Source organism: Serratia sp. YWN4 (assembly GCF_055790845.1).
The window spans coordinates 52,561-75,373 of the sequence record NZ_CM147696.1; the positions used below are offsets into that span (position 1 = coordinate 52,561).

Here is a 22,813-nt window from a genome sequence, read left to right on the forward strand (position 1 = left end):
GAGTTAAAAGCCTGACTAAAATTATGGTTTATAATTTATTGTATATCGATTCTGACACGGAGTACCTGAGATGTTCCATCTCGATACCTATGGCACGTTAGTGGCTGCCACGCTGGTTTTGCTCCTTGGGGGCAAATGTGTACGTTCCATCCCTTGGTTAAGAAAATATACTATTCCGGCCCCGGTGGCGGGCGGTTTGCTGGTGGCGTTATTGTTGTTGCTGGTGAAAAAAACCGTCGACTGGGAAGTCAGCTTTGATATGTCGCTGAGAGATCCCTTGATGCTGGCTTTTTTCGCCACCATTGGCCTGAATGCTAACCTGGCGCGTTTGCGCGCAGGGGGCAAGGCGCTGTTTGTGTTCGTATTTGTTGTGCTGGGCCTGCTGGTGGTACAGAACGCCATTGGTATCGGCATGGCGAAAATATTGGGCCTGAATCCGCTGATGGGGCTGATTGCTGGCTCAATTACGCTTTCTGGTGGCCATGGTACTGGTGCTGCCTGGAGCAAGGTGTTCATCGAACGCTATGGTTTTGAGAATGCGACGGAAGTCGCGATAGCCTGTGCCACCTTTGGCCTGGTGCTGGGTGGGCTGATCGGTGGCCCGGTGGCGCGTTATCTGGTGAAACACTCTTCAACCCCGGAAGGCAGCCCGGAAGACAGCGTGCAACCCAGCGGGTTTGAAAAGCCGGAAAGTGGTCGCCTGATCACCTCACTGGTGATGATTGAAACCATTGCCATGATCGCGATTTGCCTGAGCCTCGGGAAATTTATTTTTGGGTTACTGAATGGTAGCGCCTTCGAACTGCCCACGTTTGTCTGCGTGCTGTTTGTGGGGGTGATCCTCAGTAACACGCTGTCGGCCACCGGTTTCTATACGGTGTTTGAGCGTGCCGTTTCGGTGTTGGGCAACGTCAGCTTGTCTCTATTTCTGGCAATGGCGCTAATGAGCCTGCGTTTGTGGGAACTGGCTTCCTTGGCACTGCCGATGCTGGCGATTCTGGTGGTGCAAGCCATGGTGATGGCGCTGTATGCAATTTTTGTGACCTACCGCGTGATGGGTAAAAACTATGATGCCGCGGTGCTGGCGGCCGGGCACTGTGGTTTTGGTATGGGGGCGACGCCGACGGCGATTGCCAACATGCAGGCGATTACCGATCGCTTTGGCCCTTCGCACCTGTCGTTTCTCGTGGTGCCGATGGTGGGGGCGTTCTTTATCGATATCGCCAATGCCATCGTGATTAAGCTGTATCTGATGTTGCCGATGTTTGGCTAAAATGATGTCGCCCTTTCCGTGGGGGAGGGCGATAAAATCAGGCGTTAGAGTAACGGGCGGTTTCAGGCAGCCAGCGTTCAATCAGGGCGTGAGCATGTTGCGGATAATGCTGGTGGATGTGGCGCGCCGTGCGCTGAACCTCTGGGATCATCGCCTGATCGCGCAACAGATCGGCCACTCTGAACTCTGCGCTGCCGGTTTGGCGCGTACCCAACAGTTCGCCCGGCCCACGGATTTCCAGATCGCGCTGGGCAATCACAAAGCCGTCGTTACTGTCGCGCAGCACCTGCAGGCGTTTTTGCGCCGTTTTGCTGAGCGGGGTTTTATACAGCAGCACGCAGTGAGAGGCGACGGCACCACGGCCAACGCGGCCGCGTAGCTGGTGCAACTGTGCCAATCCGAGCCGCTCCGGGTTTTCGATAATCATCAGGCTGGCATTGGGTACATCAACCCCCACCTCAATCACCGTGGTTGCGACCAGGAGCTGCAATTCACCCTGTTTAAAGGCCTGCATCACCGCCTGTTTCTCTTGCGCCTTCATGCGGCCATGCACCAGAGCCACCTTCAGCTCCGGCAGGGCGGTTTTCAACTCTTCCCAGGTGGCTTCCGCTGCCTGAGCCTCCAGCAGGTCGGATTCTTCAATTAGCGTACAAACCCAATATGCCTGGCGACTTTCTTCTACGCAGGCGCTTTTTACCCGCTGAATGATATCGGCACGGCGCGTATCAGGGATCGCCACAGTGGTTACCGGCGTGCGGCCCGGCGGCAGTTCGTCGATAACGGAGGTGTCGAGATCGGCATAGGCGGTCATCGCCAGCGTGCGTGGGATCGGCGTGGCAGTCATGATCAACTGATGAGCATGGAACCCTTGTTCTTCGCCTTTTTCCCACAGTGCCAGCCGCTGATGCACGCCAAAGCGGTGCTGCTCATCGATAATCACCAGCGCCAGACCGTTGAACTGCACCTGTTCCTGGAAGATGGCGTGTGTTCCTACCACCATCGATACTTGTCCGCTGGCAATCGCGTCCTGTTGCGCGATGCGCGCTTTGCCTTTTTGCTTCCCAGCCAGCCAGCCCACTTCAATCCCCAGCGGTTCAAACCATTGGCGGAAGTTATTGGCATGCTGTTCGGCCAGCAACTCGGTGGGTGCCATCAGCGCCACCTGTTTACCATGCGCGATAGCACGCAAGGCAGCCAGCGCCGCGACCAGAGTTTTGCCAGAGCCAACATCCCCTTGCACCAGGCGCATCATTGGGAAGCCTTTCTGCATATCGGCTTCGATATCGGCCACTACGCGGTTTTGCGCACCGGTAGGGGCAAACGGCAACTGAGCGAGGAAACGGTTTTTCAGCCGGTCATCTGGTGTGAGTGAGAGTGCTTTATAGCTTTGCGCGCCTGCACGTACTGCCAGCATGCTGAGGTTATGCGCCAGCAGCTCTTCCAGAATCAGGCGTTTTTGTGCCGGGTGTTTACCCTGCTCCAGATCGGCCAGTTGGATGTCCGGCGGTGGGCGGTGCAGGGTATGCAGCGCCTGTGGCATGCTGATTAATCCACCGCTCAGTTCCGCAGGCAATAATTCGGTGATGGCGCAGGTATCCAGCAGCTCCAATGCTTGGTCGGTCAGCTTGCGTAGCGTAGCTTGGCGGACACCTTCGGTGGTGGGATAGACCGGTGTCAGGGCTTCTTGCAGCTCAACTTCACTGCTTTCACCCTGCATACGATATTCAGGGTGAATGATTTCGGCACCGTGAGTGCCGCGTTTGATTTCACCGTAAGCCGTTACGCGGCGGCCGGTAGCCAGGCTATTCTTCATCGCCGCGTTGAAATTGAAGAACCGCATGGTCAGAAGGCCGGTGCCATCGCTGATCTGGCAGGTCAGCATGCGGCGGCGGCCAAAACTGATATCGCTGCGCAGCACTTCCCCTTCCACCGTGGCAAAAATGCCGGGCAGCAGATCGTTGATGGGGTAAAGGCGGGTGCGATCTTCGTAACGCAGTGGCAGGTGCAACAGCAAATCCTGAATGGTATTCAGGCCGATTTTGGCTAATTTAGCTGCCTGGCTGGCTCCAACCCCGGAAAGTGTTGTAAGAGGGACGGCATCCAGCAGGCGGCCTTTCATCGGCGTACCGTGGTTGCCTGCATGGTTGCCCACCATTCGGCGCTGGCAATCACTTGGCCCTGTTCATCAATATGCGGGCGTGGCAGCCCTTTGCGCTTGGCCACGTTGGCCAGCACCGGATAACCCCCCTCAAACAGCAGGCGTTGTTGCTCTTCTTTATTCAGTGCGCTGTATTCGCGGCGGTACATGCCAGCGTTTTGTCGCTGACGCTGGGCTTCATACAGGATTAATGCGGCAGCCACAGAGACATTGAGCGATTGCACCATACCGATCATCGGAATAATGATGTCTTGATCGGCCAGCGCCAGCGCTTCTTCGGTGATACCGGTTTTTTCCTGCCCCAGCAGTACACAGGTCGGGCGGGTATAATCCACTGCGCGAAAATCGACGGCGCGTGCGGAAAGGTGGGTGGCCAGGATCTGCATCCCCTGGCTTTTCATCTGTGCCACGGCATCGGCAATGGTCGGGTGGGTTTGGACGTTTACCCAACTGTTGCTGCCTGCGGCGGAAGAAACCAGCGTGCGCATCCGCGCGGTTGGCCACACGGCATGCACCTGATGCACGCCGACGGCATCGGCGGTGCGGATAATTGCGGATACGTTATGCGGTTTGTGTACCTGCTCCAGGCAGACCGTCAGATCGGGCTGCCGGGTGGCCAGCATTTCACAAATCCGGGCATAACGTTCAGGGCTCATAAGCGCTAGTTTCGGTTACGATTAACTTTAATCACATCTGGCATAATACGGATCTTACGCATAATGTTTGCCAGATGGATGCGATCGCGGGTGGTTAAGCGAATAAAGGCGCTGTAGACCCGGCCGTCTTTTTCTTCAGTATTCAGGCTTTGAATATTCGATTCGGCCGCATTAATGGCCGCCGTCAGGTTCGCCAGTGCTCCCTGATGGTTGAGCATATCCACTTTGATTTCGGCAATGAATTCCTGCTCAGTTTCCAGATCCCACTCTACCGCCATGAATTTCTCAGGCTCTTTCTGGTAGCCGCGGATGTTACGGCAGGACTCATGGTGGACCACCAACCCTTTGCCTGGGCTGACGTGGGCGATAATCGGATCGCCCGGAATTGGCCGACAGCACTTGGCGAAGGTAATCAGAACGCCATCGGCCCCTTTAATGGCCAGATTGCGCACGCCGGAAGAAGCCCCGAGGTTGGAGTGATCGCCCTGCAAATTCTTCGCGATGACCACGCTCATGGTATTACCGAGGCCGATTTCTGCCAGTAGGTCGTCCAGCGTAGCCAGCTTCATGCGTTCCAGTTCATGCTGGATGTTTTCCTGCGGTACTTCAGAAAGCTTACGGCTGCCACCGAGCGCGTGGTTAAGCAAACGACGGCCCAGGCTGACAGAGTCGTCACGCTTGAGGTTTTTCAGCATCTGGCGGATTTTAGCGCGAGCTTTTGAGCTGACAACAAAGTTCAGCCAGGCAGCGTTGGGCCGTGCGCCCGGCGCGGTGATAATTTCCACCGTCTGACCACTGGACAGCGATTGTGACAACGGATATGGCTGGCGATCGACGCGCGCGCCCACGCAGGCATGGCCGATATCGGTGTGCACTGCATAAGCAAAGTCGACCGGCGTGGCACCCGCAGGCAGCTCAACGATGCGCCCTTCCGGGGTGAAAACGTAAATTTCATCTGGGAACAGATCGGATTTTACGCTTTCAATAAATTCAAACGAGCTGCCAGCGCTTTGTTGCAGCTCAAGCAGGCTCTGCATCCAGCGCTGAGCGCGGATTTGTGCGGTGGTGCCGGTTGTTTCGCCCGGAACCCTTTCTTTATAGGCCCAGTGCGCGGCAACCCCCATTTCTGCCATCTGATCCATGTCTTCAGTACGGATCTGCACTTCAACCGGTACGCCGTGTGGGCCGATCAGCGATGTGTGTAATGATTGGTAGCCGTTGGCCTTAGGGATGGCGATGTAGTCTTTCACTCGCCCCGGACGTGGCTTATACAGGCTATGCGCCTGGCCCAGAACCCGGTAACAGGTGTCGACTTCTTTCACGATCACCCGGAACGCGTAAATATCCATAATTGAATGGAAACGCTGTTCTTTCAGGTGCATCTTGCAGTAGATGGAATAAAGATGCTTTTCCCGCCCGCTGACGCGGCAGGGAATACCCGCTTCGGTTAAACGCCCTTCGATCTCAGAAAGAATCTTCTGGATCATCTCCTTACGGTTACCGCGCGCGGCTTTCACCACGGCTTTAATGACACGGTAACGGTTCGGATAGAGCGCCTCGAAACCCAACTCTTCCAGCTCGATTTTCAGATGATGAATACCCAAGCGGTGGGCTAGCGGGCTGTAGATTTCCAGGGTTTCGCGCGCGATGCGCCGCCGTTTGTCGGGGCGCAGCGAGCCGAGCGTCCGCATATTGTGGGTACGGTCCGCCAGCTTGATCAGAACGACGCGGATGTCTTGCACCATCGCCATGATCATTTTGCGGAAGTTTTCCGCCTGCGCTTCTTTCTTATCCTGGAATTTCAGCTTGTCGAGCTTGGATACGCCTTCAACCAGTTCGGCAACGCTCTTGCCAAACAGTTGTTCCATATCCTGATAGGTGGCCGGGGTGTCTTCGATGACGTCGTGCAGCAGGGCTGCCATCAGCGTCTCATAGTCGAGACGCATTTCCGCCAGAATACAGGCCACGGCAACCGGGTGAGTAATATAGGGCTCACCGCTGGAGCGTGTCTGTCCCTCGTGAGCATCACGTGCAACAAGGTATGCCTGTTTGAGGCGTTTAATCTGCTCCTCAGGCAAGTAACGTTGAATCAGCAGATTCAGGCTTTCAAACAGGTACAAGGCAGACTCACAGTCTAATTAACGACGACCTTCAGCAATGGCGGTAACCGCTTGAATTTCTGCGGCTTCCTGCTCTTGCTGCTCCTGGCGCTCACGAACATCGAGGATCTGGCTGTTGATCAGCCCTTCTTCGATTTCGCGCAGAGCGATAACGGTGTACTTATCATTTTCTTCGGGTACCAGAGCGTCTTTACCCCCGGTCTGGATTTGACGCGCCCGACGAGCAGCGACCAACACCAGGTCAAAACGGTTACCAATTTTCTCTACAGCGTCTTGAACAGTTACGCGTGCCATATTTGTGCTACTCCACAGGTGACGAAAAGACTGGGCATAATACTGAAACTGTCTTCAGTCTGCCAATAGTTTGCTGATTAAAGCGTCATGCCGCAGCATTTGTCGGCCCAAACGCAGGCGTTCGGCGCGAATAATGGTCTTCAGATCGGACAGTGCCAGATCGAAATCATCATTCACGATTAAATAATCATACTCCGCGTAGTGCGTCATCTCTGCAACGGCTTGCGCCATGCGCCTGACGATCACCTCATCAGCGTCTTGCCCGCGGCCCCTTAGGCGGCGGCCCAGCTCTTCCTTTGACGGCGGCAGGATAAAGATGCTGCGCGACTGGGGCATTTTGGCACGGATCTGTTGCGCCCCTTGCCAGTCGATATCCAGAAAGACATCGACACCGGTCGATAACACTTGCTCAATTGCAACACGCGACGTGCCGTAATAGTTGCCGAACACTTCGGCGTGCTCAAGAAAGTCATCCTGCTCAATCATAAGGCGAAATTCGTCTTTAGAGACGAAGAAATAATGTTCGCCATGATTCTCACCCGGGCGACTTGCGCGCGTGGTGTGTGAAACCGAAACCTGCGTGTCGTACAGCGGTTGCGTTTTTAACAAAGCCTGAATCAGACTTGATTTCCCTGCGCCGCTAGGTGCAGAGACAATATAAAGCGTGCCTTGAGCCATGATGATGTTCGTTGATAGCGGTTGATAAGCCAGTAACAGCAGATGTGTATTTTCTCCGCACAGTATACACGGCTAAAGCCCGGTATGCAGCGTTGGGTCGCATTTTGGCTGCTGCTTTCGGTTAAAAACAGAGGAAAAAAGCCAATTTGCGCAGCGTATCTGGAAGTTTTCGACGTTTGCAGCAAACGTTCATTCCTTTCTGGAACCACTTAGCATTTCTGAGTATTAGCCATCGCCAATCATTCAATTTCTGTTTTTACTGCCCTGAACCAAGGAGGTGCATGATGTCGGGGTACAGTAATCACATCAGGATTATGCTGATAGCCGTGGGGCTGCTGTGTAGCACGGCATGGGCTCAAACTTGCCCAAACTGGCGGCCAGAGAGGCTACAGTTGGAGATAACGGCATTAAATAGCCAGTTGGAGCGCTGGGATGAGGCTTATTACCGCCAAGGCCACAGTTTGGTTGATGACGAGATTTACGACAGTTTGTTGCAGCAACTGCAACATTGGCAAAATTGCGCCGGTAAGAAGCCATTGGAAGGCGTCAGACAAGCTTTACCGGAAGGTAAAACGCGGCATCCTGTTGCCCAGACCGGTTTGCGCAAGCTGCCAGATCGCGTGGCCGTAGGGCAATGGATGCAGGGGCGCAGTGACTTGTGGGTTCAACCCAAGATTGATGGCGTGGCCGTTACGTTGGTCTATCAGCAGGGAAAACTGGTCAGCGCTATCAGCAGGGGCAACGGAGAGAAAGGCGAAGACTGGTTGGAAAAGGCTAAAGCCATTCCCGTAGTTCCCCAAAAATTGCCGAAGGCTCCCGCACAATTAGTGTTACAGGGGGAGTTGTTCCTGATGGTGAACGATCACCGCCAACAAACGCTTGGGGGGATTAATGCGCGGGCAAAAGTTGCCGGTATGCTGATGCGCAAGCAACTTTCTCCGGAACTGAAACAGCTTGGCCTGTTTGTTTGGGCGTGGCCCGATGGCCCGCCGAATATGGCCGAACGTTTGCAGCAGCTTACTGCGATGGGTTTTACGCTCACCCAGCAATACTCAAAACCGGTCAAGACGCTGGATGAGGTGGAGCAGTGGCGCACATCTTGGCATCGTGACCCTTTGCCATTTGTGACTGATGGTATTGTTATCCACCAAGGGTCAGCCCCTGAGGGGCGTTACTGGCAAGCTAAACCTGGTGATTGGGCGGTTGCCTGGAAATACCCACCGGCCCAGCAGGTCGCCAAGGTGGCGGATGTAGAATTTGGCATTGGTCGTACCGGAAAAATCACCGTGATATTGCTTCTGGATCCGGTACGGATGGACGATAAATGGATCCGGCGCGTTAATGTTGGCTCGTTGTCACTATGGCAGAAATGGGAGATTGCGCCGGGTGACCATATTGCCATCAGCTTGATGGGGCACGGCATTCCACATCTTAATCGTGTCGTGTGGCGTGCGGTTGAACGACATATTCCCGTAGCCCCCAATCCGGAGAGCTACCATCCGTTGAGCTGTTTTACGCTACAACCCGGTTGTCGTCAGCAGTTTCTGGCCCGCTTGGTATGGTTGAGTAGCACTCATGGATTGAACATGAGTGGCTTGAATGAGGCCGGATGGCAATCGCTCATCGATCAGGGGCTGGTTGATGATTTGCTCGATTGGTTAGTATTAACCCCAGAGCAGTTAAACGGCATACCGGGCATAGGCAACAAGCGTGCGCAGGCGCTTTATCAGCGGTTTCACCAGGCGCGGCAGCAACCCTTCGAACGCTGGTTGATCGCGCTAGGGGCACCGCTTTCATCGATTCAGATTACCGGGGCACAAGCACGAAATTGGCAACAAATGCAGCAGATAACGCCAGGAGAATGGCAGAAAGTGGCTGGCATTGGCGCTAAAAGAGCCGGGCAGCTCGATGCCTTTTTGCAATCACCGGTTATGCTCGGGTTGGCAAAAACCTTGGCAGAGCAAGAAATCAACGGATTCTAGTTGGGCTGTTTTCTATGATATTCAGTTCTGTTCCAGAGTAACCCTTTTAAGGAAAGTGAAAATAAAATGAGACATAACGTAATGCTGGCAGCGGTTGTTGCAATAGCCATGTTGTTGAACGGCTGTGTCGCACCAGCCCAGAAGGTTACGCCGCAAAAATCGGTACCATTCTGCAGCGTTGGCGATCCGCTGACGCAGACCACGCTCTATTTTGGCTTGAACCGCCCGGTAGGACCAGCGATTACCGCAGCGGAGTGGCAGTCTTTTGTCGATCAACAAGTAACTCCACGCTTTAAGGAAGGGCTATCGGTATTTGATGGCAAAGGGCAATGGTTGGGTAACGATGGCAAGTTGGCGCGCGAAAACAGCAAAGCGCTGATGTTGATTCATACACCAGATGCGCAAAGCGAGCAGAAGATTGAAGCGCTGCGTAACCATTATAAACAGCAGTTTGTGCAGGACTCTGTGATGCGGGTTGATACGCCGGTGTGCGTGGCGTTTTGATAAGTTTCCGGCTTGCTGCTTGTGCAACAAGCCGGAATATCGGTTTAGAGCACCAACCCGGCGACCGCCGCTGAAAGCAGGCTGACCAGCGTTGAGCCATAAACCAGTTTCAGGCCGAAACGGGAAACGACGTTGCCCTGTTGCTCGTTCAGGCCCTTGATGGCACCGGCCACGATGCCTATGGAGGCAAAGTTGGCGAAGGACACCAGAAAGACCGAAAGAATACCCAATCCACGCGGGGACATTTCTGCGGCGATTTTTTTCAATTCAATCATTGCGACAAACTCATTGGCGACCAGCTTGGTAGCCATAATGCTGCCAGCCTGTAGTGCATCACCTGCCGGGATCCCGATCAACCAGGCCAGCGGATAGAACACGTAACCCAGGATCTGCTGGAAACTGATGCCGAAAATCGCCGCAAAGATGGCGTTCACCGCTGCGATGAGCGCAATAAACCCGATCAGCATGGCGGCAATAATCATGGCAATTTTGAAACCTGCCAGAATGTATTCCCCCAGCATTTCAAAGAAGCTCTGGTCTTCATGCAGTTTGTTCAGCTTCAGTTCCGGCTCATCTTCGATCTGATAGGGATTGATAATAGAAAGAATGATAAAGGTGCTGAACATGTTGAGGATTAACGCGGCTACCACGTATCGGGCGTCAATCATCACCATATAAGCGCTGACGATCGACATTGATACCGTCGACATGGCAGTGGCAGCCATGGTGTACATCCGGCGCGGAGAGATATCCGCAATGATGCCTTTGTAAGCAATAAAGTTTTCAGACTGGCCAAGCACCAAGGTGCTGACGGCGTTGAAAGACTCCAATTTGCCCATGCCATTCACTTTGGAGAGCAGCGTACCCACCGCGCGGATAATCAGCGGCAAGATACGGAAATGCTGCAAAATACCGATCAACGCAGAGATAAAGATAATCGGGCACAAAACGCCGAGGAAAATAAACGATAGCCCCTCTTTGCTCATACCACCGAAAACGAAGTCAGAGCCCTGTGCAGCAAAGGTCAACAGGGTTTCAAAGAAACTAGCCACGTGCTTAATCACACCCAGGCCGCTTTCCGAATGCAGGAAGAAATAGGCCAGAATCGCTTCAATCACCAGAAGCTGGATAATATAGCGTGGGCGGATTTTCTTACGATCATTGCTGACCAATAACGCGAGGGCGATGATAACCACCAACGCCAAAGTAAAGTGCAGAATTTGCGACATAGACAGTCCGAACAGCATGCAGGCTAGAAAAAAGTTACTTATACCTAATTTGCAGCCGCTCGTCAGCATGAGGGTAACCGGGGGAGTCCGTTCCCCCGGTTATCAGGCCGTTAACTCAAATCAACATTCTTGCTGCCGAAGAACCAGGTGAAAATAAAACCTGCTGTATAAGACACCAGTAGCCCGGCAACGTAGACCATGATCCCGGCATAAATGCCCTGTGCAGACGTCATCAGCGGAATAGATACGATGCCTGATGGGCCAAAGACGGTGTTGAGACCAACCGGTAATCCCAAGTACGCAATCATCCCGATGAAGAACCCACCAACGGCCCCACCGAGACAGGCGGTGATAAAAGGTTTCACTCTAGGCAACGTCACGCCATAAATCAGTGGTTCACCAATGCCAAGAATACCTGGAATGATGGCACCCTTGATCTGGGTACGCAGCACCGAGCCTGCTTTTGCTCTGGCGAAAAGCGCCATTGAAGCACCCACTTGCCCGCCGCCAGCCATGGCCAGGATCGGAAAGAGCGAGTTGAAACCCTGCGCATCCATCAAAGCGAAATAGACTGGAACAAACCCCTGATGAATACCGAACATAACCGCCAGCAGGAACAGGCCTGCCAGAACGGCGCTGCCAAACGGGTTGCCATTCAGGTGTAAGAACAGCCACGACATTCCTTTAAACAGTTCCCCTCCAACTGGCATGATGACCACGAAAGTCACCGCGCCCATAATCAGCAGAGTGATGACTGAGGTCAGTATCATATCCAAATTATCGGGGATAAATTTCCGTACTGTCCGTTCAACCCAGGCTCCCATAATAGTGGCGATCAGCACGCCAATAATGCTGCCTCTAGGATCAATAGGCAGACCAAAGAAGTTGTCGATACCGGAGTAGTAACCCACTTTGGCATCAGGTACGTAACCCAGTACAAACAGCGAAGCGATGATGGCTCCATTCACTCCCGTACCGCCAAAGGCTTTTTGTGCATTATGGCCGATCAGAATACTCAAGAAGGCAAACAGGCCTTTACTGAATACTTTCATATAGCCAATGGCGCTGATCAGCCAGGGGTTGGGAGACTCAACGCCGAGAACCATACTTTGTTCGAGCAGAGTCGCAATCCCCAGCAGCAGCCCTGCGGCAATAAAACCGGGGATCAGCGGGGTAAAGATGGTAGCAAACTTGCTGAAAAATTGATGGATAGCGCTGCCTTGCTTCGATTTGAGCTGCTTTTTATTCTCCGAAGCGATTGCATTAAGATCTTTGGGCGCGTCAGCGGTGTTCTGCTCAGTACGGCTCAGCAAGGTATTCATCATTTCAGCGGCGGTTTGTGCCTTGCCGGGGCCCAGGACGATTTGCAACTGATCGTCCCCTTCAATCACACCCATCACGCCAGCGATTTTTTTCAGCGCATCGCGGTCTACCTGCTCCCTGTCCCTCAGGGTCAGGCGCAGCCGTGTCATGCAGTTACCGCAAATAGCAATATTATTGCTACTGCCAACATGACCCAAAATTTGTTCGATCATTGCTTCATTGATTTTCGCCATCGGATTGACGTCCTGTTCCTGATAAGACTGCGCGGATAAAACCGTTATTGTGTTTTAAAATCGTACTGGCTTCGGTGGCCGAAAGGTTGGCCAGTATCATGACGATCGCCGTTTTACAGTGGCGCCCGCAGGCATCCAAGGCTTCAGAGGCTCGCTGGTGGCTGCACGCCGTTGCCTGCATGACGATGTTCACTTGCCGTTGCACCAGCTTGGCGTTGGTGGCCTCAACGTCCACCATCAGGTTGCCATAGACTTTACCGATGCGGATCATCGCACCGGTACTCAGCATATTAAGCACCAATTTTTGTGCCGTCGCCGCCTTCATACGTGATGAGCCGGTAACCACTTCGCCCCCCACTATCGGTTCGATGGCAATATCGGCCAACTGGCTCATCTCACTGTTCCGGTTGCAGCTCAGAGCCACCACCGTTGCCCCTTGAGTACGGGCGTAACGCATGGCACCCATGACGTAAGGTGTGCGCCCGCTGGCCGCGATGCCGACAAGCACATCGTTGGCATTAAAGTTCAGGTCACGCAGATCCTGTTCCCCTTGGGCTTCGTTGTCTTCGGCGTTTTCTACTGCCTGTAAAATAGCGGGATGCCCCCCAGCAATCAGGCCGATCACCTGCTCGCGTGGTGTACCATAGGTTGGTGGGCATTCGCTGGCATCCAGAATACCCAAGCGCCCGGAAGTCCCCGCACCGCAGTAAATCAAGCGGCCGCCGTGGGTAAAGGCCACGCTAATGGCATCCACCGCCAGCGCCACCTGTGGTAACACCAACTCTACCGCCAAGGTAACCTTTTGATCTTCGGCATTGATAACCTTAAGCATCTCCAGCGTTGATAAGGTATCAATATTTTCACTGGCCTGATTCCGGCTCTCGGTAACCAGGGTAGATAAATCAATTTTCATTGCTGTCTCAGAACATATCCGAATAATGTTGGAATAATTAATTCCAACAATAATTAAATCAACAAATATTTTATTTTTATGATGGTTATGTGACCGCTATCAACTTGCCATGGCCTCTGTTTAGACCCTAGGTTGTTTTTAAGCACTGGCAGCGTAAGATAGCCCGGTAAAGCCTGCTTTTTTGTTGACAATGTGAGTCACCACCGCGATGAGATACACGCAGAAGATAATTCATAACAAAGAGTTATTTACCCCCGGCGAGCGTAAGATCGCTGATTATGTATTGGAAAACCCTGATAAGCTAAAACAACTCTCCTCACAGAGTTTGGCGATGATTTTGGGGGTTAGTCAATCCAGCATTATTAAATTTGCTCAGAAGCTGGGAATGAAAGGTTTTACTCACCTAAAAATAGCGCTAATTGAAGAGTGGGGGCAGCAGGCATCAGAGCAGAAGTTACAGATTTCGCACATTCATAATGGTATCAACAGCAATGACAGCCTGCCGGATATTGCCGAGAAGCTATTTCTGGAGAAACAGCAGGCATTGCGCGATACCACCGACAGCCTCGATTTTGCTCAGTTGCAGCAGGTGGTGTCACATATTCAGGCGGCCAAGCGTGTTCAGATTATCGGCGTGGGTGGCTCATCGTTAATTGCCAAAGATCTCGCCTATAAGCTGATGAAGATTGGTTATTCGGTCATGAATGAGTTGGACAGCCATGTTCAAATCACGGTGGCCCAGTCTCTGAGCCCAGCCGATGTGCAGATCATTATTTCATTTTCCGGCAAGCGCCGGGAGATACTGATTGCGGCAGATGTCGCCAAGGAAAGGGGGGCCACGCTGATTGCCATCACTTCTTTGCAGCACAATCCTCTGAGAGAGCTAGCGGACTACACGCTGGATACCATTGCCGATGAGACACGCTGGCGCAGCTCCTCGATTGCTGCCAGGACGGCGCAAAACACCATCATTGATTTGCTGTTTGTCAGCCTTATGCAGCAGAACAGTGAAGAGAGCCGTCATTTTATTCAGCAGAGCCAGGCGCTGGTTGAGCAATTGAGTAATAAATAGAGGTTTGGTGGGCTGCGTAGCCTTAAATCGCTTAAGATTGCCTAAGAATAGAAAAGCCTTAGCTATCTTTATGCAATGTGACCTACATCAATGTGCAATTCTTGGAAAAATTTATCTTGTCACACGGAGCCAGCTTGGTTTACCAGTTGCTCTTCTGCTATAAATAATTAACACGTGCTAATGATCGTTATTTATAGGTTGGCATAGAGATAAATCTAGGGGAATGTGGTTATGCCATGGAGTCATGAGATTCAACAGGCAATTACTTTGTTACAGGCATGTCAGTGTCGTAATGCAGATAATCTTCCTTGCCCAGCCAGAGGGGATGAACCTGGTGCGGTTGGCACTTGCGCAGACAAGATCATGCCATCGATTATCCTACTCAATGCTTTTGCCGATGTGCTCCCACAGCATCAAGAATTGCACCGTATTGGTACGGTTCTGGAAGCTCAGGGCCTCATCCCTAAACTGGCCCAAGATGAGAGCTATAGCCAGAGTGCATTGGCGTATTTGCGCGCACAGGTTACGTCATAAAAGCATGTGGATTGGGAAGTCCAATTTATCGTATAAAATCACTTGATTGGACATCAAACCTGTAATATTTCCTGTGATAAATTTTAACAGAGAGATTCTTTATTATTCTCACTGTTAAGATGAGGAAAGTATTATTGAGAGTGTTTTTTTGAGTGAAAATTAAAGAATAGAGTTGCTTGCAAGTATCTAATTCGACATGGATTTAGTTGCAATACTATTTTTTGATTTTTCATATATGGATTTAAGCACTAAAATAGGGAGTGCACCCAATACATTTAACTAGAACTGTGGTTGGTACACCCTTGTGTACAAGGTAAAACGGAGTGCTCGCCTGATTGGTTTATTTCTTATCCAGTCGTTTGGCCGCTGATTCGAGTTGCTTGATGCTTTTTTCTGGTGAGGGAAGATTTTCCGGCATGGTACCACCTAGCTCCTGGATGGTTTGTCGCACCTTTCTGCCAACATCAAAATGAGTCTGATTTGCCTGTTGTTTTGATTTCACCTGATCTCGGCGCAATTTTTCCTCGGCCTGTGTTGCTCGGAATAGGTTGGCAGCAAGCTCAGTAGAGCCCATATGGTCGAGTATTTTTTGACTCTTTTTTAGCCCCTTGCGCTGGTGGATAGCCTTTTGATCCAACCCACCGTATAGGCCTTGATAGCCATGGTTCTGAAATATGGCAAAATCCAACGTTGTCTCTACCCCTGCTTGTTGTGCGACCTCAACCAGTTGTTTGTTGTGCTCTTTTAATTCATTGCGCAGGAACAGCCGTTTTTCATCTTCGCGAAGGCGCTTGAATGTTTCGTCATCAGCAAGTTCTTGCCTGCGGGTTTGCATCGCAAAGTAGGTTTGCCCGGCCGCAATCACAATCTTGTTTGGATCACCATTCTGCACGACAAGATAGCAAGCATATCTGGAGAGCTTGACGTCTTTAAGCTCCCTTAACGCACCTGAGCCAATTTTGACCATTGCGAGGACATCCTCGAAATGGTCTTCGACAGAATGACCACTGTTTAAACAAGCCTCTTTTGCGCGTTCTAACACTGGAGCAAAGTGTCGGTATTCCGAGTAATCCAGAATCTTAGATAGATCACGGGCAGACCAAAATTCAATGCCATTGCCATCTTGCTGTCTGAATTGCTCAAATGGTTGGTGATGTTCGTTCATAACGCATCCTTTCGGCCGTGTAATGGGGTGGTACATCTATTCAATGCAAGGAAGGGCATTAAAGCGCATGCAATAGCATAAAGAGTGCTGATTAAATGCTCAATAGTATCGAATGGTTTATGTTTCGGCTGTTCAGGGTAAAACCTGCTTACAGGCTACCACCTCACGCGCCGTTAACGTTGTATTCCTCACCACGCTCCAAGGCCAACAGCAACGCTGCCCACTGTGCCAGTGCCGCTTTACGCTCATCAAAGTATTGGTGCCGGTTATAAATTCCCTCAACGCCCTTGATACGGTGATTCAGGCAGCGTTCTGCAACAACCGGATCAACCCCTAAAGCTGCAAGGTGAGTGCGTGCCGTGCGCCGGAAGTCGTGAATGGTGTAATTAGGCACGTCCGGCATTTCTGCCCGTACCTTTGCCAGCGCTACGGGCAGGGTGCTTTCTTGGATGTGGGGGATCATTCTGTTTTGCATCTTCCTGGCTGGCAGTACCCAGGCGCTATTACATGAGAATGTGTAAAGCTCTCTCAACCACTCAACTGCTGGTGGAGGTAATGGGATGTCGATAGCGTCGCCGTTCTTGCTGCGCTCTTCTGGCAAATGCCAGATGGCGGCGTCCAGGTCAAATTCCTCCCACCGCGCCGCACACAGCTCCATCTTGCGCACACACAGCGCCAGCAATAGCTTAAACGTGAGTTCGTTTTGCCTGCTGAATCCCTTAGCGGTGCGCATGGCCTGGAACAGCCGGATGAGTTCTTCACGCGTTAGCCACCTGTCCCGCGCTATCTCTTTGCCGCCAGCGTCGGAAACCTCAAAGGCTGAGCAGGGGTTGATCTCCAGCGCGTGCCGCTTAATGCCGTAATCGAATATGCGGCGAGTCCAGCGTAGAACGTCCGTTGCTATGGTTGGCGCTCCGCGGTCAACAATGCTTTTCAGCATGTCGTCGATATGGCGGGGTTTTACGTCCTCAACCTTCATGTGACCGATCGACGGGTTTATATCTTTGTCGATACGGCGGCGCAGTATGTCCGGGTGCTTCCAGCGTGGCAGGATCTGGCGCTCAAAGTATTCGGCGGCAAGTGCTGACACTTTTAGAGCGTGCTTCTCCAGCTCCATCTTATTCAGCGCTTCGGATTTGCGTTCCTGCTTCTCTCCGGCCACGTCATAGCCCAGGGCAACACGCGCAGAAAGTTCTTTGGTTGTTTCACGTGCTTTTGCTAACGACAGCTCAACATAGGAGCCAATCAGCATTACTCGTGTTTTTCCTGCCAGCTTGTATCTGAACCGCCATGATGGGCTTCTATCTGCCTCCCTGAAACGCAGATAAAGCCCACCACCGTCTGAGCGGCCCTCAAATCGTTCTCCGGCCTTTATCCATGCCCGGATCTGCATGTCGGTTAGCTTTGGCATAGTGAAGCCCTGAACATTGAATATTGGGTGTACCCAAACAGCTTTATCAAAATGCAAATGGGTACACCTTTGGGTACACCGCAATAGTGCGCTTTCTTGCTTCTTTATGCTAGCTCGTGACAACAAAAAAGCCCGACGCATTGCGGGCTTCAATGGTTTTTGCGGCTTATTGATTCTTCCTGAATACTTACTCGATATTCTGAATCTGCTCACGCATCTGCTCGATCAACACCTTCAACTCAATGGCTGAAGTGGTGACATCGGCATTAATGGATTTCGAGGCCAGCGTGTTCGATTCGCGATTGAACTCCTGCATCATAAAGTCGAGGCGGCGACCAACGGCTTCCTTCTTCTTCAGGATGTTGTGCGTTTCTTTTACGTGCGCTTCCAGGCGATCCAGCTCTTCGGCCACGTCGATACGCTGTGCCATCAGCACCAGCTCCTGCTCCAGGCGGGTGTTTTCTAACTGAACCTGTGCTTCTTCCAGCTTGCTGACCAGGCGTTCGCGTTGCCAGAGCAGAACGTTTGGCATCTGTGCACGCACTTTAATCACTTCGGCGCTCACGCCGTCAAGGCGTTGCTCGATCAGGGCTTTCAGCGCGGTACCTTCGCTTTCGCGCGCGGTAATGAAATCATCCAGCGCGCCTTCCAATGCTTCCATCAATTGCGCACTGATAGTATCCAGATCCTGTTCCTGAGCGGACATCACGCCTGGCCAGCGCAGGACGTCGATAGGATTGATTTCCCCTTCGTCACTTTGCATTTTGACCCAGTTCGCAGCTTCAACTAGCTGTTTAGCCAGCTTTTCATTCAAAATCAGCGAGCTTTGCGCGCTGGGATCGAGCTCGAAACGCAGATTACATTCCACTTTTCCGCGCGTCAGGCGGCCACGGATACGCTCACGGATCACCGGCTCAAGGCTGCGGAACTGCTCTGGCAGGCGGATGTAGGTTTCTAAGTAGCGTTGGTTAACGGAACGCAGCTCCCAAACTGCGCTGCCCCATTCACCCTTGATTTCACGCCGGGCGTAGGCGGTCATGCTGCGGATCATTGATGCGTACCCGTAATAGGAAAAGATGAAACGATTATAGCGTTGCACCTGCGGCCAAGATAGGCATAACGTCACGAAGCCCGTATAATGCGCAGCCAAACGTTGATTAGAAGCCGGAGAGAGCCCATGCGTCCTGCAGGCAGAGCACCACAACAAGTTCGCCCCCTGACATTGACCCGTCACTATACGAAACACGCTGAAGGTTCAGTGCTGGTTGAGTTTGGCGATACCAAAGTTTTGTGCACCGCCACGGTTGAAGAAGGCGTTCCGCGCTTCCTGAAAGGCCAGGGGCAGGGTTGGATCACCGCAGAATACGGCATGCTGCCGCGTTCTACCCACAGCCGTAATGCCCGCGAAGCCGCCAAAGGTAAGCAGGGTGGCCGTACGCTGGAAATCCAGCGCCTGATCGCCCGTTCGCTGCGGGCAGCGGTAGATCTGAAAAAACTCGGTGAGTTCACGATAACCCTGGACTGCGACGTGTTGCAGGCCGATGGTGGCACCCGTACCGCGTCTATTTCTGGAGCCTGTGTGGCATTGGCCGATGCGCTTAACGCGTTGGTGGCTGCTGGCAAGTTGAAGGCTAATCCGATGAAAGGGCTGGTGGCGGCGGTTTCAGTGGGTATCGTTAACGGCGAAGCGCTGTGCGATCTGGAATACGTTGAAGATTCCGCCGCAGAAACCGATATGAACGTGGTGATGATGGAAGATGGCCGCATGATCGAGGTGCAAGGCACCGCCGAAGGTGAGCCGTTCAGCCATGATGAGTTGCTGGCGTTGCTGGCACTGGCCCGAGGGGGCATCGAAACCATTTTCCAAGCGCAGAAAGCGGCGCTGGCAGATTGATTTTTTAAGGCGACGGAGAAGTCGCCTTTTTTACGCCCGGCGATCGGGCGGCAGTAGAACAGATGTAACAGACCAGACGAGGAGAAGCAGTAATGAAAGCCTATCAGCGCCAGTTTATCGAATTTGCGCTTAACAAACAGGTATTGAAATTCGGCGAATTTATCCTGAAATCCGGCCGCGTCAGCCCGTATTTCTTTAATGCCGGTTTGTTTAACACCGGGCGCGATCTGGCGCTGTTAGGGCGTTTTTATGCCGAAGCGTTGGTCGATTCCGGCATTGATTTTGATCTGCTGTTTGGCCCGGCCTACAAGGGCATCCCGATCGCTACCACCACGGCGGTGGCGTTGGCGGAACACCATGAGCTTGATGTGCCGTATTGCTTCAACCGCAAAGAAGCCAAAGATCATGGCGAAGGCGGCCTGCTGGTGGGTAGCCCGTTACAAGGGCGAGTGATGCTGGTGGATGATGTGATCACGGCGGGTACGGCAATCCGTGAATCAATGGAAGTCATCAGTGCCAATAACGCTACTCTGGCAGGGGTGCTGATTTCTCTCGATCGTCAGGAGCGTGGCCGTGCCGATGTTTCTGCGATTCAGGAAGTGGAACGTGATTATCACTGCAAAGTGATCTCGATTATTACCCTGAAAGATTTGATTGCCTATTTGGAGGAGAAACCGGAAATGGCGGATCACTTAGCGGCAGTACGAGCGTATCGCGAACAATACGGTGTTTAACATGATGACGCCGGGCATAAACCCGGCGCTATCATGATCTTTTACGTTGCAATAGTAGCGATTATTGCAGTTGCGACGCCAATAATGGCCAGCGAGCGTCGAAATCCTGCGTCGGACGGTAGCGGAATTCTGAGCGGATATAGCGCGACAGCATACCTTCGCAAAAGGCCAGCAACTGGCTGGCCAGCAACGTTTCATCCACGCTAAAACCTTTGCCTTCGCGCAGTTTCCGTTCTTTCAGAACCTGGCGCAGCTGTGCCTCGATACGTTCAAACAGCTGGTTGATCCTGCCCTGTAGACGATCCTGTTCAAACATCAATGCGTGCCCGGTCATGATGCGTGTCAGGCCCGGATTACGCTCAGCAAACCCGAGTATCAGCAGCAGAATCAGGCGCAGGCGGTTGAACGTCTCTTTCTCATCTTGCAGGATCAGATTGATGCGTGATATCAGGCTGTCTTCAATGAACTCGATCAGGCTGTCAAACATCCGTGTTTTGCTGGGAAAATGCCGGTAAAGGGCAGCCTCAGAGACACCAACGTTTGCGGCAAGCTTTGCTGTGGTAATACGCTGGCTGCCATCGCTGGATTCCAGCATCTGGGCTAACGCCTGTAGTATTTCCTCGCGCCGATTCCTTTTCGTATTTTCTTTTTCTGCCATGTTTGATTAGACCTTTGCTAAAACGACTTATACCCTGTGTTTTGCAATCCATATGGGTATAGATTCTCTAGAACCCAAACACTGACCGCGGCAGAGCAAACTCCAGGCGGCTTATGTCATCGTTTTTTATGGTGTTTGGGTCAATGGTCTGTTCAACCATTATTCTCTGTGCGATCGGGAACCTTGCCATAAAGATATCCTTCTCTCTGACGTGGCATGCCGACCCTAACATTACTGGCTGAGTTTAGTGGCGGCCAGAATGGCCAAAACCACCGGCACCGCGTTCGCTGCTGTCGAATTCGGTTACCAGATTGAATTCGGCCTGCACAACCGGTACAAACACCATCTGTGCGATGCGTTCACCCGGTTCGATGGTGAAAGATTTCTGGCCACGGTTCCACACGGATACCATCAACTGGCCTTGATAATCGGAATCGATCAGCCCTACCAGGTTACCCAGCACCACGCCGTGCTTATGCCCCAGCCCGGAACGCGGCAGGATCACCGCCGCAAGATCGGTATCGGCGATGTGAATAGCCAAGCCGGTAGGCAGCAAGGTGGTTTCACCCGGAGCCAGTTCAACAGCGCTATCCAGGCAGGCGCGCAGATCCAGGCCAGCAGAACCAGGGGTGGCGTAGGTCGGTAAAGGGAAATCCTGACCGATACGCGGGTCGAGGATCTTAACGTCGATTTTTTTCATCATAACGGCTGACTATCTCGTCTAATAAACGTTGGCCAAGGAGTGCCTTGTCGCTGTGCGGAAGGCGCTTTTCTCCATCCTGCCAAAAAAGATGCAGGGCATTGGTATCACTGTTGAAACCGTGCTCTGCAAGCGATACATCGTTAGCGCAGATTAAATCCAGTTTCTTCCGCGCCAGTTTTTGTCGCGCGTATTCTTCCACATTCTGGGTTTCGGCCGCAAACCCGACAACAAACGGACGATTTTTGCTCATTGCGGCAACACCGGCGACGATATCGGGGTTTTTTATCATCTTGAGGGTAATTTCATCACCCTGTTTTTTGATTTTCTCATCGGCAATCTGCTCTGCGCGGTAATCCGCCACGGCGGCACAGGCGATGAAAATATTCTGCTGCGCGGCACGTTGCTGCACCGCCTGTTCCATCTCCAGAGCGCTGATCACATCCACCCGAGTCACCTTGGGCGGCGTTGATAGGCTGACTGGTCCGGCAACCAACGTGACCTGCGCACCACGAGCCGCCGCCGCGTGGGCGATAGCAAAGCCCATCTTGCCGGAGCTGTGATTGCTGATAAAACGCACGGGATCCAGCGCTTCGCGCGTGGGGCCAGCGGTGATCATAAGCTTTAAATGTTGCAGATCCTGTGACGCGGTGAAATAGCCGTTAGCCAGCTCGACGATGCCTAGCGGATCCAGCATACGGCCCGGCCCGACGTCACCGCAGGCCTGGCTGCCGCTGTCTGGCCCCCAGAGCAACATACCACGCGCTTGCAGAGTGTGCAGATTGGTCTGTGTGGCTGCGGCACGGTACATCTGCTGATTCATGGCCGGTGCAGCGGCGATCTGTGCCGCGGTTGCCAGGCAGACCGTAGTCAACAGATCGTTAGCCATACCGGTGGCGATGCGTGCCAACAGATCGGCAGTGGCCGGTGCCAGAATCACCAGATCGGCCCATTTGCCTAATTCAATATGGCCCATGGCGGCTTCTGCTGCGGGATCCAGTAGATCGTCAGAAACCGGGTAACCGGAAACGGCCTGCAATGTGAGCGGGGTGATAAAGGCTTTTGCCGCTGTGGTCATGACGACCCGTACCTCGGCGCCCCTGTCGCGCAGGCGGCGTACCAGCTCAGGACATTTATAGGCGGCAATGCCGCCGCTGATGCCAAGCACAATATGTTTGCCGGAAAGTCCCGTCATCATGATTGTCCGATTGAAAACCGAAAGATGCAGCATTTTAGCATAACCGTTGACGAGGTGAGCGATTCTGCTGTGTATGCAGCCAGT

At 52.7% G+C, this 22,813-nt stretch carries 21 protein-coding genes; 7 read left to right on the plus strand and 14 right to left on the minus strand.

Annotated features, from left to right (window positions below):
• Window positions 1–70 precede the first annotated feature (70 nt).
• Window positions 71–1,273 (plus strand): sodium/glutamate symporter, encoded by a 1,203-nt coding sequence (gene gltS / locus ACX9GT_RS00235; RefSeq protein ID WP_473189303.1) that lies wholly within the window; start codon window positions 71–73, stop codon window positions 1,271–1,273.
• Window positions 1,274–1,310: 37 nt separating this feature from the next.
• Here gltS and recG read toward each other — a convergent pair whose 3' ends face one another.
• From recG to gmk, 5 genes are read right to left on the minus strand one after another with little or no spacing between them, the layout of a single operon-like run.
• A complete protein-coding gene (gene recG / locus ACX9GT_RS00240; protein ID WP_473191472.1) occupies window positions 1,311–3,392 on the minus strand; it encodes an ATP-dependent DNA helicase RecG in 2,082 nt (693 codons plus the stop codon).
• The gene (trmH, locus tag ACX9GT_RS00245) at window positions 3,389–4,087 is read right to left on the minus strand and encodes a tRNA (guanosine(18)-2'-O)-methyltransferase TrmH (RefSeq protein ID WP_473189304.1); all 699 of its coding nucleotides are present in this window, start codon (window positions 4,085–4,087) and stop codon (window positions 3,389–3,391) included. The genes recG and trmH overlap by 4 nt, the downstream gene beginning before the upstream one ends.
• Before the next feature lie 5 nt (window positions 4,088–4,092).
• The gene (spoT, locus tag ACX9GT_RS00250; RefSeq protein ID WP_473189305.1) at window positions 4,093–6,207 is read right to left on the minus strand and encodes a bifunctional GTP diphosphokinase/guanosine-3',5'-bis pyrophosphate 3'-pyrophosphohydrolase; all 2,115 of its coding nucleotides are present in this window, start codon (window positions 6,205–6,207) and stop codon (window positions 4,093–4,095) included.
• Between the two features lie 18 nt (window positions 6,208–6,225).
• Entirely contained in the window at window positions 6,226–6,501 is a 276-nt protein-coding gene (rpoZ, locus tag ACX9GT_RS00255) for a DNA-directed RNA polymerase subunit omega (protein WP_024482945.1), read from the minus strand.
• Between the two features lie 54 nt (window positions 6,502–6,555).
• Window positions 6,556–7,179, minus strand: a complete 624-nt coding sequence (gene gmk, locus ACX9GT_RS00260) for a guanylate kinase (protein WP_473189306.1) — start codon at window positions 7,177–7,179, stop codon at window positions 6,556–6,558.
• A 284-nt stretch (window positions 7,180–7,463) separates the two neighbouring features.
• Here gmk and ligB point away from each other — a divergent pair, with 284 nt between their 5' ends.
• Window positions 7,464–9,161: an NAD-dependent DNA ligase LigB gene (ligB, locus tag ACX9GT_RS00265; protein WP_473191473.1), complete on the plus strand. Its 1,698-nt coding sequence runs from the start codon at window positions 7,464–7,466 to the stop codon at window positions 9,159–9,161.
• 66 nt (window positions 9,162–9,227) lie between these two features.
• A complete protein-coding gene (locus tag ACX9GT_RS00270) occupies window positions 9,228–9,665 on the plus strand; it encodes a DUF3574 domain-containing protein (protein WP_473189307.1) in 438 nt (145 codons plus the stop codon).
• 44 nt (window positions 9,666–9,709) lie between these two features.
• Here ACX9GT_RS00270 and ACX9GT_RS00275 read toward each other — a convergent pair whose 3' ends face one another.
• The 3 genes from ACX9GT_RS00275 to murQ all read right to left on the minus strand — a co-directional run bounded on the left by ACX9GT_RS00275 (window position 9,710) and on the right by murQ (window position 13,363).
• Window positions 9,710–10,894 carry a NupC/NupG family nucleoside CNT transporter gene (locus ACX9GT_RS00275; RefSeq protein ID WP_473189308.1) on the minus strand — a complete coding sequence of 395 codons (1,185 nt, stop codon included), beginning with the start codon at window positions 10,892–10,894 and terminating at the stop codon, window positions 9,710–9,712.
• Window positions 10,895–11,004: 110 nt separating this feature from the next.
• Window positions 11,005–12,450, minus strand: a complete 1,446-nt coding sequence (murP, locus tag ACX9GT_RS00280) for a PTS N-acetylmuramic acid transporter subunit IIBC (RefSeq protein WP_473189309.1) — start codon at window positions 12,448–12,450, stop codon at window positions 11,005–11,007.
• Complete coding sequence (gene murQ, locus ACX9GT_RS00285) at window positions 12,434–13,363, minus strand: N-acetylmuramic acid 6-phosphate etherase (RefSeq protein WP_473189310.1); 930 nt, start codon at window positions 13,361–13,363, stop codon at window positions 12,434–12,436. The genes murP and murQ overlap by 17 nt, the downstream gene beginning before the upstream one ends.
• A gap of 208 nt (window positions 13,364–13,571) precedes the next feature.
• Between murQ and ACX9GT_RS00290 the strand changes: the two genes are divergently transcribed.
• A complete protein-coding gene (locus tag ACX9GT_RS00290) occupies window positions 13,572–14,435 on the plus strand; it encodes an SIS domain-containing protein (RefSeq protein ID WP_473189311.1) in 864 nt (287 codons plus the stop codon).
• Window positions 14,436–14,798: 363 nt separating this feature from the next.
• A complete protein-coding gene (locus ACX9GT_RS00295; RefSeq protein WP_473189312.1) occupies window positions 14,799–14,969 on the plus strand; it encodes a hypothetical protein in 171 nt (56 codons plus the stop codon).
• 340 nt (window positions 14,970–15,309) lie between these two features.
• On the opposite strand, the gene dinD is transcribed toward ACX9GT_RS00295, so the two are convergent.
• From dinD to ACX9GT_RS00310, 3 genes are all read right to left on the minus strand, one after another.
• Entirely contained in the window at window positions 15,310–16,134 is an 825-nt protein-coding gene (gene dinD, locus ACX9GT_RS00300; protein ID WP_473189313.1) for a DNA damage-inducible protein D, read from the minus strand.
• Between the two features lie 163 nt (window positions 16,135–16,297).
• Window positions 16,298–17,545, minus strand: a complete 1,248-nt coding sequence (locus ACX9GT_RS00305; RefSeq protein ID WP_473189314.1) for a tyrosine-type recombinase/integrase — start codon at window positions 17,543–17,545, stop codon at window positions 16,298–16,300.
• 187 nt (window positions 17,546–17,732) lie between these two features.
• Window positions 17,733–18,596, minus strand: coding sequence for a YicC/YloC family endoribonuclease (locus ACX9GT_RS00310; RefSeq protein WP_473189315.1), 864 nt, complete (start codon window positions 18,594–18,596; stop codon window positions 17,733–17,735).
• A 126-nt stretch (window positions 18,597–18,722) separates the two neighbouring features.
• Between ACX9GT_RS00310 and rph the strand changes: the two genes are divergently transcribed.
• Together rph and pyrE are read left to right on the plus strand one after the other, a co-directional pair.
• A complete protein-coding gene (rph, locus tag ACX9GT_RS00315; RefSeq protein WP_076943943.1) occupies window positions 18,723–19,439 on the plus strand; it encodes a ribonuclease PH in 717 nt (238 codons plus the stop codon).
• 92 nt (window positions 19,440–19,531) lie between these two features.
• Entirely contained in the window at window positions 19,532–20,173 is a 642-nt protein-coding gene (gene pyrE, locus ACX9GT_RS00320; protein WP_473189316.1) for an orotate phosphoribosyltransferase, read from the plus strand.
• Window positions 20,174–20,234: 61 nt separating this feature from the next.
• On the opposite strand, the gene slmA is transcribed toward pyrE, so the two are convergent.
• The 3 genes from slmA to coaBC all read right to left on the minus strand — a co-directional run bounded on the left by slmA (window position 20,235) and on the right by coaBC (window position 22,729).
• Window positions 20,235–20,831, minus strand: a complete 597-nt coding sequence (gene slmA, locus ACX9GT_RS00325) for a nucleoid occlusion factor SlmA (protein ID WP_473189317.1) — start codon at window positions 20,829–20,831, stop codon at window positions 20,235–20,237.
• A 244-nt stretch (window positions 20,832–21,075) separates the two neighbouring features.
• Complete coding sequence (gene dut, locus ACX9GT_RS00330) at window positions 21,076–21,534, minus strand: dUTP diphosphatase (RefSeq protein WP_473189318.1); 459 nt, start codon at window positions 21,532–21,534, stop codon at window positions 21,076–21,078.
• Window positions 21,512–22,729, minus strand: a complete 1,218-nt coding sequence (gene coaBC, locus ACX9GT_RS00335; RefSeq protein ID WP_473189319.1) for a bifunctional phosphopantothenoylcysteine decarboxylase/phosphopantothenate--cysteine ligase CoaBC — start codon at window positions 22,727–22,729, stop codon at window positions 21,512–21,514. The genes dut and coaBC overlap by 23 nt, the downstream gene beginning before the upstream one ends.
• Window positions 22,730–22,813: the final 84 nt, after the last annotated feature.

Coding starts and splice junctions, on each gene's coding strand:
- coaBC (WP_473189319.1), bottom strand. CDS start 22,729: ATGATGACGGGACTTTCCGGCAAACATATTGTGCTTGGCATCAGCGGC.
- ACX9GT_RS00275 (WP_473189308.1), bottom strand. CDS start 10,894: ATGTCGCAAATTCTGCACTTTACTTTGGCGTTGGTGGTTATCATCGCC.
- rph (WP_076943943.1), top strand. CDS start 18,723: ATGCGTCCTGCAGGCAGAGCACCACAACAAGTTCGCCCCCTGACATTG.
- ACX9GT_RS00310 (WP_473189315.1), bottom strand. CDS start 18,596: ATGATCCGCAGCATGACCGCCTACGCCCGGCGTGAAATCAAGGGTGAA.
- ACX9GT_RS00270 (WP_473189307.1), top strand. CDS start 9,228: ATGAGACATAACGTAATGCTGGCAGCGGTTGTTGCAATAGCCATGTTG.
- slmA (WP_473189317.1), bottom strand. CDS start 20,831: ATGGCAGAAAAAGAAAATACGAAAAGGAATCGGCGCGAGGAAATACTA.
- ACX9GT_RS00290 (WP_473189311.1), top strand. CDS start 13,572: ATGAGATACACGCAGAAGATAATTCATAACAAAGAGTTATTTACCCCC.
- dinD (WP_473189313.1), bottom strand. CDS start 16,134: ATGAACGAACATCACCAACCATTTGAGCAATTCAGACAGCAAGATGGC.
- murP (WP_473189309.1), bottom strand. CDS start 12,450: ATGGCGAAAATCAATGAAGCAATGATCGAACAAATTTTGGGTCATGTT.
- ligB (WP_473191473.1), top strand. CDS start 7,464: ATGTCGGGGTACAGTAATCACATCAGGATTATGCTGATAGCCGTGGGG.
- ACX9GT_RS00295 (WP_473189312.1), top strand. CDS start 14,799: ATGCCATCGATTATCCTACTCAATGCTTTTGCCGATGTGCTCCCACAG.
- gmk (WP_473189306.1), bottom strand. CDS start 7,179: ATGGCTCAAGGCACGCTTTATATTGTCTCTGCACCTAGCGGCGCAGGG.
- dut (WP_473189318.1), bottom strand. CDS start 21,534: ATGATGAAAAAAATCGACGTTAAGATCCTCGACCCGCGTATCGGTCAG.
- ACX9GT_RS00305 (WP_473189314.1), bottom strand. CDS start 17,545: ATGCCAAAGCTAACCGACATGCAGATCCGGGCATGGATAAAGGCCGGA.
- pyrE (WP_473189316.1), top strand. CDS start 19,532: ATGAAAGCCTATCAGCGCCAGTTTATCGAATTTGCGCTTAACAAACAG.
- trmH (WP_473189304.1), bottom strand. CDS start 4,087: ATGAGCCCTGAACGTTATGCCCGGATTTGTGAAATGCTGGCCACCCGG.
- rpoZ (WP_024482945.1), bottom strand. CDS start 6,501: ATGGCACGCGTAACTGTTCAAGACGCTGTAGAGAAAATTGGTAACCGT.
- recG (WP_473191472.1), bottom strand. CDS start 3,392: ATGAAAGGCCGCCTGCTGGATGCCGTCCCTCTTACAACACTTTCCGGG.
- gltS (WP_473189303.1), top strand. CDS start 71: ATGTTCCATCTCGATACCTATGGCACGTTAGTGGCTGCCACGCTGGTT.
- murQ (WP_473189310.1), bottom strand. CDS start 13,363: ATGAAAATTGATTTATCTACCCTGGTTACCGAGAGCCGGAATCAGGCC.